This window comes from Nocardioides allogilvus (assembly GCF_003047285.1).
Taxonomy (GTDB): domain Bacteria; phylum Actinomycetota; class Actinomycetes; order Propionibacteriales; family Nocardioidaceae; genus Nocardioides; species Nocardioides allogilvus.
Genome location: NZ_PZYX01000004.1, coordinates 287923 through 298633, shown reverse-complemented (window position 1 = coordinate 298633; position 10711 = coordinate 287923). Strand labels below are relative to the sequence as shown.

At 71.1% G+C, this 10711-nt stretch carries 12 protein-coding genes; 6 read left to right on the top strand and 6 right to left on the bottom strand.

The genetic code is table 11. The features are described from left to right. The first annotated feature begins 119 nt into the window (after nucleotides 1-119). Both C9J87_RS09610 and C9J87_RS09605 read left to right on the top strand, forming a co-directional pair. On the top strand, nucleotides 120-1841 hold the full coding sequence (locus tag C9J87_RS09610) for an NHL domain-containing thioredoxin family protein (RefSeq protein ID WP_107705402.1): 1722 nt from the start codon (nucleotides 120-122) through the stop codon (nucleotides 1839-1841). Nucleotides 1842-1955: 114 nt separating this feature from the next. Further along, complete coding sequence (locus C9J87_RS09605; RefSeq protein ID WP_107705401.1) at nucleotides 1956-2171, top strand: DUF6458 family protein; 216 nt, start codon at nucleotides 1956-1958, stop codon at nucleotides 2169-2171. A gap of 9 nt (nucleotides 2172-2180) precedes the next feature. On the opposite strand, the gene C9J87_RS09600 is transcribed toward C9J87_RS09605, so the two are convergent. The 5 genes from C9J87_RS09600 to C9J87_RS09580 form a co-directional block, all read right to left on the bottom strand. Beyond that, on the bottom strand, nucleotides 2181-2786 hold the full coding sequence (locus tag C9J87_RS09600; protein ID WP_107705400.1) for a response regulator transcription factor: 606 nt from the start codon (nucleotides 2784-2786) through the stop codon (nucleotides 2181-2183). Next, entirely contained in the window at nucleotides 2783-3847 is a 1065-nt protein-coding gene (locus C9J87_RS09595; protein WP_107705399.1) for a sensor histidine kinase, read from the bottom strand. The genes C9J87_RS09600 and C9J87_RS09595 overlap by 4 nt, the downstream gene beginning before the upstream one ends. Further along, on the bottom strand, nucleotides 3844-4650 hold the full coding sequence (locus C9J87_RS09590) for an ABC transporter permease (RefSeq protein WP_232820014.1): 807 nt from the start codon (nucleotides 4648-4650) through the stop codon (nucleotides 3844-3846). Before C9J87_RS09590 ends, C9J87_RS09595 begins: the two co-directional genes overlap by 4 nt. Continuing rightward, a complete protein-coding gene (locus C9J87_RS09585) occupies nucleotides 4647-5516 on the bottom strand; it encodes an ABC transporter ATP-binding protein (RefSeq protein ID WP_107705398.1) in 870 nt (289 codons plus the stop codon). The genes C9J87_RS09590 and C9J87_RS09585 overlap by 4 nt, the downstream gene beginning before the upstream one ends. Nucleotides 5517-5654: 138 nt before the next feature. Next, a complete protein-coding gene (locus C9J87_RS09580; RefSeq protein WP_107705397.1) occupies nucleotides 5655-7544 on the bottom strand; it encodes an acyl-CoA dehydrogenase in 1890 nt (629 codons plus the stop codon). 239 nt (nucleotides 7545-7783) lie between these two features. Between C9J87_RS09580 and C9J87_RS09575 the strand changes: the two genes are divergently transcribed. Continuing rightward, on the top strand, nucleotides 7784-8242 hold the full coding sequence (locus C9J87_RS09575; RefSeq protein WP_107705396.1) for an RrF2 family transcriptional regulator: 459 nt from the start codon (nucleotides 7784-7786) through the stop codon (nucleotides 8240-8242). A 24-nt stretch (nucleotides 8243-8266) separates the two neighbouring features. Here the strand turns inward: C9J87_RS09575 and C9J87_RS09570 are convergent, their stop codons facing one another. Then, nucleotides 8267-8806 (bottom strand): hypothetical protein, encoded by a 540-nt coding sequence (locus C9J87_RS09570; RefSeq protein ID WP_107705395.1) that lies wholly within the window; start codon nucleotides 8804-8806, stop codon nucleotides 8267-8269. Between the two features lie 105 nt (nucleotides 8807-8911). On the opposite strand from C9J87_RS09570, the gene C9J87_RS09565 reads away from it, so the two are divergent. From C9J87_RS09565 to C9J87_RS09555, 3 genes are read left to right on the top strand one after another with little or no spacing between them, the layout of a single operon-like run. After that, entirely contained in the window at nucleotides 8912-9385 is a 474-nt protein-coding gene (locus C9J87_RS09565) for a nuclear transport factor 2 family protein (protein WP_107705394.1), read from the top strand. A gap of 56 nt (nucleotides 9386-9441) precedes the next feature. Next, nucleotides 9442-9945 carry a SigE family RNA polymerase sigma factor gene (locus C9J87_RS09560; RefSeq protein ID WP_107705393.1) on the top strand — a complete coding sequence of 168 codons (504 nt, stop codon included), beginning with the start codon at nucleotides 9442-9444 and terminating at the stop codon, nucleotides 9943-9945. Nucleotides 9946-9958: 13 nt separating this feature from the next. Next, a complete protein-coding gene (locus C9J87_RS09555; protein WP_107705392.1) occupies nucleotides 9959-10663 on the top strand; it encodes a hypothetical protein in 705 nt (234 codons plus the stop codon). Nucleotides 10664-10711: the final 48 nt, after the last annotated feature.

Below are 10711 nucleotides of genomic sequence, written 5' to 3'. Positions count from 1 at the left end.
TGGCTCCATCACTACAATCACCACCGCGGCCACACCGCACTCAAAGGCAAGTCACCCGCCGACCGCGTGCCCAACCTGTCCGGACAGAACACCTAAGGCGTTCCTGTGACAATGGGCAGGTGCGTGTCCGTGCCCCCGAGCTCACCGGCCGCGGCTGGCTCAACACCGCCGCCCCGCTGAGCCTCCGCGACCTCCGTGGCCGCTTCGTCCTGCTCGACTTCTGGACGTTCTGCTGCATCAACTGCCTGCACGTCCTCGACGAGCTGCGCCCGATCGAGGAGGCGTACGCCGATGAGCTGGTCGTCATCGGCGTCCACTCGCCCAAGTTCGTCCACGAGGCCGACCCGGTCGCGCTGGCGGCCGCGGTCGAGCGCTACGCCGTGCACCACCCGGTGCTCGACGACCCCGACCTGACGACCTGGCAGGCCTACACCGCCCGCGCCTGGCCGACGCTGGTCCTCATCGATCCCGAGGGCTACGTCGTCGCCCACTACGCCGGCGAGGGCCACGCCCACGCGATCTCCGCGCTGCTGGCCACGCTCGTCGAGGAGCACCGGTCTCGTGGGACGTTGCAGCCCGGCGACTCGCCCTACGTCCCGCCCGTCGTCGAGCCGACCGACCTGCGCTTCCCTGCGAAGGCAGTGCCGTTGCCCGACGGCCGCGTGCTGGTCGCCGACGCCGGCCACGACGCGGTGGTGCTGCTGTCGGCGTCGGGTTCCGTCGAGCAGCGCTTCGACGGCTTCCGCGAGCCCAACGGGCTGTGCCTCGTCCCGACCGACCTCGGCCTCGACTACGACGTGGTCGTGGCCGACACCGTCGGCCACCGCCTGGCCGGGCTGTCGCTCGCGACGGGGGTCGTGACGACGCTGGCGGGCGACGGCCAGCAGTGGTTCGAGGGCGATGGCACCACGCGGCTCAGCAGCCCGTGGGACGTCGTGTGGTGGCACGACCGCGTGTGGATCGCGATGGCCGGGGTGCACCAGCTGTGGACCTTCGACCCGGTGACCGGCGAGGTGGAGACCGCGGGCGGCACGGCCAACGAGGGACTGCTCGACGGATCCCTGGCCGAGGCGTGGTTCGCCCAGACCAGCGGCGTCGCGGTCGACGGCGACCGGCTGTGGCTGGCCGACTCCGAGACGTCGTCCCTGCGCTGGGTCGAGGACGGAGCCGTCCACACCGCGGTCGGCACCGGGCTCTTCGACTTCGGCTTCCGCGACGGACCGGCCACCGACGCGCTCCTGCAGCACCCGCTCGGCGTCGCCGTGCTCCCCGACGGCTCGATCGCCGTCGCCGACACCTACAACGGCGCCGTCCGCCGCTTCGCCGACGGTTCGCTGACCACGATCGCCACGGATCTGGCCGAGCCGAGCGGCCTGTACGTCGACGGGCGCGACCTCGTCGTTGTCGAGTCCGCCGCCCACCGGCTCACCCGGATCCCGCTCGACGCCCGCGTCGCGGCCGACGACTTCAGCCACACGACCCAGCGGCCCGTCACATCGGTCGCGGCCACGTTCCGCCTGGACGTGCCGTTCACCCCGCCCCCGGGCCAGAAGGTCGACGACCGCTTCGGGCCCTCCTCCCAGCTGCTCGTGACGGCCACGCCGCCGGCGCTGATCCGCTCCGGCGAGGGCCGCGGCACCGACCTCACCCGCGAGCTCGTCCTCGACCCGCACGTCGGCGACGGGGTGCTCCACATCGCCGCCCGTGCGGCCTCCTGCGACGCCGACTCCGGAGAGGGCGCGGCGTGCCACATGCACCAGCAGGACTGGGGCGTCCCGGTCCGGATCAGCCCCGGCGGGGACGCCGTGCTCACCCTGCCCCTGGGTGGCGCTTGGACCTGAGTCTTCTCGAGACTCAGGTCCAAGGACCGGGCGAGTCCGGCCCTTCGGTGCGTGTCTCCCGACCCGGAAACCCCTATGGTCGAGGGGACAGCTCGAACAGACAGAGGAGTCATCATGGGTTTTGGTGTCGGAATCGTCCTGCTCGTCCTCGGCCTGATCCTCGTCACCGGAGCGGTCGACCTGCCCGCCTCCGTCGATGACGTGGTCGCCACCTCCACCGTCGGCTGGATCCTGATCCTCGCGGGCGCGCTGGGCATCATCCTGGGGCTGATCGCCACCCGCAGCCGTTCGCACACGACAGTGGTCGAGGAGCGTCGCCACGACATCTGACGGCCGGGGTCACAACCAGCCGTTGGCCTGGGCGAGCTGAGCGGCCTCGGCGCGCGTCGTCGCGCCGGTCTTGCCGATCGCCGCGGAGAGGTGGTTGCGGACCGTGCCCTCGGACAGGTGGGCGCGCGCCGCGATCGCCGACACCGGGGATCCGTCGAGCGCGAAGGCCAGGATCTCGGTCTCGCGCGCGGTCAGCGGGCTCGGGCCGGCCATCAGCGACTCCGCCGCGAGGTCCGGGTCGATCACCCTGAGACCGGCGTGCACGCGGCGTACGGCGTCCGCGAGCTGTCGAGCGGGCGTGTCCTTGACGACGAAGCCGGCCGCACCGGCGTCGAGCGCGCGCCGCACGTAGCCCGGCCGGCCGAACGTCGTCACGATCAGAGACCGCACCCCGGGCAGCTCGGCACTGAGCGCGGCTGCCGCCTCGATGCCGGTCAGGCCGGGCATCTCGATGTCGAGCAGGCACACCTCGGCCCGGGAGTCCCGGGCGGCGGCCACGACTTCGTCGCCGCGACCGACCTGGGCGACGACGTCGATGTCGGTCTCCAGGTCGAGCAGGGCCGCGAGGGCGCCGCGGACGAGCGCTTGGTCGTCGGCGAGCAGGATGCGGATCACGGCAGCACCACCTCCACGCGCGTCCCCGGGCCGCTCGACACCTGCAGGGTGCCACCGGCCGCCGACACCCGCTCGCGCATGCCGCGCAGGCCGTTGCCCTCCCGGCCTCCGGTCGCCTCGAAGCCGGCGCCGTCGTCGGCGACGACCAGGCCGGTGGGACCCAGCTCGACCGAGACCGAGGTGGCGCGCGCGTGGCGCACCACGTTGGTCACCGACTCACGCAGCACCCAGGCCAGCAGCGCCCGGTGGCGTGGATCGGTGTCGGCGACGCTGCCGAGCACCTGCGTCCTGATCCCGGCGTCGGCGAGCACCCGCGGGGCGGTCGCGAGCTCCGCCTCGAGGTTGGCCGCACGCAGCCCGCCGACGGTGGCGCGCACCTCGGCCAGGGCCTGGCGCGCGGTCTCCTGGATCGACTCCAGCTCGGCCTTGGCACGGGCCGGGTCGACCTCGATCAGGCGCGAGGCGAGCTCGGCCTTGATCGACAGCGCCGTCAGCGAGTGACCGAGCACGTCGTGCACGTCGCGGGCGACCCGCTCGCGCTCGGCGACGAGCGCCAGCCGGTTGCGGGTCTCGGTCGCTTCCTGCGCCCTGTCGCCGAAGACCCGGATCAGCACGCCGCCGAGCATGATCGGCCAGACCATCAGGAAGAACCACGCCGGGAACCAGTCGGGCCCGGCCAGCGACAGCACCGGCAGCACGACGGCGACGAAGGTCGCCCACTTCCACCACGGGTCGGGGAGCTGCAGGGCGGAGAGCATGCCGAGGTACGGCGTGAACGCGAGCGCCTCCACGCCGATCACCGGCGTCGTCGCCAGCGCGAGGACGCCCATCAGCGTCAACGCCAGCCACGCCCGGCCGGCCCAGAGGCTGTAGCCCAGGATGTTGCTCACCGCGAAGCCGAGGATGCAGGCGAAGGTCGCGACCTTCCAGCCGGTGGCGACGTGGGCCTCGAGCGTCGCGACGATCGGGTAGACGAGGAAGACCAGCCAGATCGAGGCGAACGCCCAGCCCCAGCGCTCCCAGGGGTTGGTGGCGTCCACCTCGGGACGGGCGTCGCTCACACCCGCTCCCGCCCGCGGCGCAGCCCCCAGACCGCCAGCGCTGCGAAGATCACCGTCCACGCGCACACGTTAGCGAGCAGCAGCCACACCGAGTCGTGGCCGGCGTCCATCGGGAGGTGGCCCTCGGTGATCGGGTAGCGGGCCAGGCCGGCATAGCCGTAGAGCGGGGTGAGCCGGCCGATGTCGAGCATCAGCCCGTCCATGGGCGTGAAGACGTTGCCGAGGAAGCTCAGGATCACGATCAGGCCCGACGCCACGGACGCCGCGTTCTCGCCCTTGAAGAGCAGGCACATCGCCAGGCCGTAGACCGCGAACAGCGACGACCCGAGCCACACGATCGCGGCCGTGGCCAGCCAGTCGACGGCGTTGCCCGACGAGCCGGTGACCGCGCCGATGACGTAGATCAGGGCGATCGGCACGACGGCGACCGACATCGCCACCGCCGTCTTGACCAGCACGAAGGACAGGGCGGGCAGGGGCGTGAGCGCGACCTGCCGACCCCAGCCCATCGCCTGCTCGGTCGCGGCCGCACCCGCCACGGTGGTGGTCGCGGTCACCGCGCCGTACGCCGCCATCGAGACCATGACGTACATCGCGACGTCCGCGCTGCCGTAGGCCTCGTCGTCGCCCATGCCGAAGACGAAGAACAAGAAGGCCGGCAGCGCGACGATGAAGAACATGCCGACCTTGTCGCGCAGCTGCCGCCTCAGGTCGAGGACTGCGTAGGAGACGGCGAGGGGCTGGTGCGTCGTGCGTGCGGCCGTGGGCCCGGCCGTGGTCGGGGTGGTCGTCGTCGTGCTCATCGCAGGGCCTCCTGGGCCTCGGTGGTGCTGGTCAGGGCGAGGAAGGCGGCCTCCAGGCTGGCGCTGGCGACCTCGAGCTCGGTGACGCCCAGGGGTGCGACGGCTGCGCGTACGGCGTCGAGCCAGGCCTCGTCGATGCCCTGGCCGTCCACGACGTGGCTCGGCGGGCGGAGCGTCACGGTGCGTCCGCCGTACGCCGCCCGGATCTCTGCGGTCGGGCCGTCGGCCACGATCCGGCCGTCGGCCATCAGCACCGTGCGGTCGGCGAAGGCGTCGGCCTCGGCGAGGTAGTGGGTGGCGAAGACGATGGTGCGCCCGGTCTCGGCGTCGGCGCGCATGGTGTCCCAGAAGGCCTGGCGGGCCGCGACGTCCATGCCGGTGGTCGGCTCGTCGAGGATGATCAGGTCCGGGTCGGGGACGAGCGCCAGGGCGAACTTCAGCCGCTGCTGCTCACCGCCGGAACAGGCCTTCACGAGCCGGGTGGTGAGCGGGGCGAGGCCGGTGCGCTCGATGACGGTGTCGACCCGGTCGGGGCGACCGTGCAGGGCAGCGATCGCCTGGATCGTCTCGCGGACCGTGAAGTCGGTCAGCAGGCCGCCCGTCTGCAGGACAGCGGAGACGCGGCCGTCGACGACTGCGTGGTGGGGCGTGGCGCCGTACAGCTCGATGGTGCCGCTGGTCGGCGAGGTGAGGCCCAGCAGCATGTCCACGGTGGTGGTCTTGCCGGCGCCGTTGGGGCCGAGGAAGGCGACGATCTCGCCCGGCTGGACGGTCAGGTCGACGTGCTCGACCGCGACGACGGTGGTGCCGTCGGTGGCGCGGAAGGTCTTGTTCAGGGCGGTGGCCCGGATGGCTGGTGTCGTCATGCGTCCAGCCTGCTGGCGGGCGCGACCCCGGCCCCGGGGGAAGTGTCACGACCTGTCCATGACAGGTGTCATGTCGCCGTACGCCAGAAATGACACTGACCCGCCCGAGGTCTCGGGCGGGTCAGCGTGTGGATCAGATCAGAAAGCAGCCTCGTCGAGGTCCATCAGCGCGAGGTCGATGTTCTCGGCGATGGCGCGCTCCGCGGTGAGGCGCGGCAGGTTGGTCTGCGCGAAGAACTGCGCAGCCGCGACCTTGCCCTCGTAGAACGACTTGTCCTTGGCGGAGACCTCGCCGTCGAGCTTGGCGAGCGCGATCTCGGCCTGGCGCAGCAGCAGCCAGGCGCAGACGACGTCGCCGAGCGCCATCAGCAGGCGGGAGGTGTTGAGACCCACCTTGTAGATGTTGCGCAGGTCGCCGCCCTCGGCCGACACGTCGGCCGACATCAGGTCGTTGATCATGTGACCGACGATGGCGTTGGCGTCCTCGAGCGCGGTGGCGAGCAGGCCACGCTCCACCTTCAGGCGACCGTTGCCGGCCTCGGAGGCGATGAAGCCCTGGATCTCGCCCGCGAGGTGGCCCAGCGCGCGGCCCTGGTCCTTGACGATCTTGCGGAAGAAGAAGTCCTGGCCCTGGATCGCCGTGGTGCCTTCGTAGAGCGTGTCGATCTTGGCGTCGCGGACGTACTGCTCGATCGGGTACTCCTGCAGGAAGCCCGAGCCACCGAAGGTCTGCAGCGACTCGGTGCCGAGCAGCACCCACGAACGCTCCGAGCCGTAGCCCTTGACGATCGGGAGGAGCAGGTCGTTGACGGCGGCCGCCAGGCGGGTCTCCTTGGTGTCGGAGGTGCCCTCGTGCTCGGCGATCATGACCTGGTCCTGCCAGGACGCGGTGTAGAGCACCAGCGCGCGCATGGCCTCGGAGAACGACTTCTGCGTCATCAGCGAGCGGCGCACGTCGGGGTGGTGGGTGATCGTGACGCGCGGGGCGGTCTTGTCGGCCGCCTGCGTCAGGTCGGCACCCTGGACGCGCTCCTTGGCGAACTCGAGCGCGTTGAGGTAGCCGGTCGACAGCGTCGCGATGGCCTTCGTGCCGACCATCATGCGAGCGTTCTCGATGACGTCGAACATCTGCGCGATGCCGTTGTGCACCTCGCCGAGCAGCCAGCCCTGGGCCGCCTCGCCGCCACCGACCTGCGGGTCGCCGAAGGTGACCTCGCAGGTGTTGGAGACCTTGATGCCCATCTTGTGCTCGACGTTGGTGACGTAGACGCCGTTGCGCTCGCCGGTCAGCTCACCGGTCTCGTGGTCGAAGTGGTGCTCGGGCATCCAGAAGAGCGAGAGGCCCTTGGTGCCCGGGCCGCCAGCGCCCTCGACGCCCTCGGGGCGCGCGAGGACGAGGTGCATGATGTTCTCGCTCATGTCGTGCGTGGCGCTGGTGATGAAGCGCTTGACGCCCGTGACGTTCCACGAGCCGTCCTCGTTCGGGGTGGCCTTGGCGCGGCCGGCACCGACGTCGGAGCCCGCGTCGGGCTCGGTCAGGACCATGGTGCAGCCCCACTGGCGCTCGACCATGATCTGGGCGACGCGCTGGTCGCGCTCGTTGCCGTTGTTGTAGACGACACCGGCGAAGGGGGCGCCGGCGGCGTACATGTGGATCGGGGCGTTGGCGCCGAGCACCATCTCGCCGATCGCCCAGTTGAGCGTGGAGGGGGCAGGGGTGCCGCCGAGCTCCTCGCGGATCTGCAGGCGCCAGAACTCGGCGTCCATCCAGGCCTGGTAGCTCTTCTTGAACGACTCGGGCACGGGGGCCGTGTTGGTCTTGGGGTCGAAGACCGGCGGGTTGCGGTCGCTGTCGACGAAGGACGCCGCCAGCTCGCCCTCGGCGAGCTTGGCCACCTGGCCGAGGATCTCGCGGGCGGTCTCGCCGTCGACCTCGCCGAAGGGACCCTGACCCAGGATCTCGTCCCGGCCGAGCACCTCGAAGAGGTTGAACTCGATGTCGCGCAGGTTGCTCTTGTAGTGGCTCACGTTCTACCTGTTCCGTTTCGTGGCACCGGTCCAGGCTCTGGATCCGGTCCGTGCGGAGCCGATGTCCGGGGGGACTTCGGCGGCGAGAAGCTCGGTGTGCTACTCGCCGGTAACAAAATGATGCATCGCCGAGGCGCGCTATGCAACACGAACGCCACATGTGCCAAGTCACACGCCTGTCTTCGTGGTGCGCGGCATCGTTGAGCGACGTGGGCGATCCGTCTGACAAACTGACCCACATGCGCGTTTCCGCCAAGGCCGACTACGCCCTCCGGGCGCTGATCGAGATCGCCTCCGTCACCGACGGCACCGCCGTCAGTGCCGAGCAGCTCGGCAAGGCCCAGGACATCCCGCACGGCTTCCTGCAGGCGATCCTGGCGGACCTGCGCCGTGCCGACATCGTGGTCTCCCAGCGGGGCCAGTCGGGTGGCTGGCGCTTCGCGCGCGCGCCCGAGACGGTGTCGGTCGCCGACGTCATCCGCGCCGTCGACGGCCCACTGGTCTCGGTCTACGGCCTCCGGCCCGAGTCGGTCGCCTACGGCGAGTCCGCCAAGGTGCTCCAGCACGTGTGGATCGCTGCGCGCCGCTCGCTGCGCTCGGTCTTCGAGGGTGTCTCGATCCAGGACCTCGCCGACGGCAAGCTGCCCGACGCGGTCGCCGACCTCACGGCCGACGAAGACGCCTGGCAGCCCCACTGACCTGCTGATCGCCCGATCGGCTGATCAGGCGGCGAGCTGGTCCTTGACCTGCTTGCGCCGCTTCTTGACCTTGCTCAACGCCTTGTCGAGGCGCGCCTTCTCCTGCGTCAACGCGATCCGCGCCAGCTCGGCGGCGAAGTCGGCCGGCGCCAGGCCGGGCTCGATCGCGTGCACGCGCCCGGGCTTGACCAGCCGGGTCCAGGCGACGGGCAGGTCGTCACGGGTCTCGGGGGTGACCACGAGGTGCACCTTCAGCCCGGCCAGCCCGTCGACGGCGAGCGCCGCCTGGTCGGCGTCGGCCTCGAAGAAGCCGGGCTGGCTGACGAAGGCGTCGGACTTCAGGCGGAACGCCCGGCGGCAGACCTTCGCCCACGCGCCCTCGACGTCCTTGCGCGTGAGGTCGGCCGACCTGTGCGCGCGCCGGATCTCCAGGTCCGCACGGTGCAGGTCGTCCTGGCTGACGTCGGGGGTGCGTACGCCGACCGCCGCGAGCCGCTCGCGGACGGCGGCGTCCACCTCGACGACGTCGGGTCCGATGTGCAGGAAGAGCTGGTGCTTGGCCATGCCCGCACCGTCACAGGTCGTGACGACCGCCCGGTGAAATCCTGGTGACCCGCGTGCGACGGCTTGGACCTAGAACACGTTCTCGTTTCGCCGTACGATCACGGCATGACCACCACCGACGCCACCGCGGACCACATCACCTGGGACGCCCCCGACGGCGACCACCCCGCCCGCCGCGCCTCGCAGCGCTCCTACGCCGCCGTCTCGGGCGGCGACCTCGAGGAGTGGCTCACGGTGTACGCCGAGGACGCGGTCATCGAGGACCCCGTCGGTCCCTCGATGTTCGACCCCGAGGGTGTCGGTCACCACGGCCACGACGCGATCCGGAAGTTCTGGGCCGCGGCGATCGAGCCGATCGCGACGTTCCACTTCCACATCACCGACAGCCACGCGAACGGCAACGAGTGCGCCAACATCGGCACCATCACCACCACCTTCCACGACGGCGGCACCGTGGAGACCGACCTGGTCATGGTCTATCGCGTCAACGAGGAGGGCCTGGTCGCGTCGATGCGCGCACACTGGGAGCCGGAGCGGGCGATGGCGACCTACCGGAAGGCTTTGCCCGAGACCGTGTGACGCGTCCGGGGCGGTGCGCGTCATGAGGGGTGACGCCAACCAACCCAAGGAGTGACATGTCGGGCAAGCACGGGGACTTCGAGGAGTTCGCGCTTGCTCGCACGCCCGCCCTCTACCGGGCGGCCTGGCTGCTGTGCGGTGAGCACCACCGGTCCGAGGACCTCGTCCAGGAGACCCTGGCGAAGCTCTTCGTGCGGTGGCACAGCCGGCTGCGCGGGCCGATCGACAACCCGGCGGGCTATGCCCACACGACGCTCGTGCGCACGTTCATCAGTGCGCAGCGACGCCGGAGCAACCACGAGCGACCCACCGAGCATCTGCCTGAACGGGCCGCCGGCGGCGGAGAGATCGACGTGCAGCTCACGCTGCGCGACGCGCTCGCCTCGTTGGAGCCGCTCGACCGGGCCGTGCTGGTGCTCCGCTACCTCGACGACCGCTCGGTCGCCGAGACGGCGGAGGCGATCGGGGTCAGCCCCGGCGCCGTACGCAATCGCACGATGCGGGCCCTCGAGCGCCTCCGCGGCCAGCTCGGCACGTCACTCACCGACCTGAAGTCCTGAAAGGCCACCCCTCATGACTGTCCCCGACAGCGGCGTCGACCTCCTCCTGCGACGCGCCACCGACGATCTGCGCCCCGACGTCGAGCACCTCGTTGCCGGCGGCATCACCCGCGGCCGCACCCGACGGCGCCGCGCCCGGATCGGTACGGCGGTCGCTGCTGTTGCCGTGTTTGGCGTCATCGGTGCCGCAGCGGCTGCCGTACCCCTCGGCGGCGACCCCGACGCTGTGCAGGCGCCCATCGCCACCGATCCACCGGTCCCCGAGACCCCCAGCGTTGCCCCGCTCGAACCGGCGCAGGGGCTGGCCGTCCCGGCCGACGAGATCCAAGAGACGGTGAACCTGATCCTGGATCGCAGCCCCGCCGCCGGTGATCGTCCGGGGGAGTCCGGCGGCGACGAGCGATCGCGGACCGCGCACTTCCTCTACGACGGGATGCTCACGACCGTCGTGATCGAGAAGGGAACGCTGACGATGGCGCAGTGCGCCGAGCAGACCTGCGAGGAGCTCCCCGACGGCAGCACGCGCCTGGAATGGGGCCCTGGTACGGCTGACGGCGTGACCGCGCACGGCGTCACGTGGTGGCGACGGGGCTATTCGGTGTCGGCGCTGTCCTACAACGCCGCGGAGGGCAAGGAGTCCCCGCCGCTCGCTCCGGAGCCGCCGTTGAGCAAGGAGCAGCTCCGACTCGTCGCGGGCAGCGACGTCTGGTTCGGCTGAGGCGCGCTCGTAGACACGCGGACATTGCTCCGCTCAGCGGTCGACGCT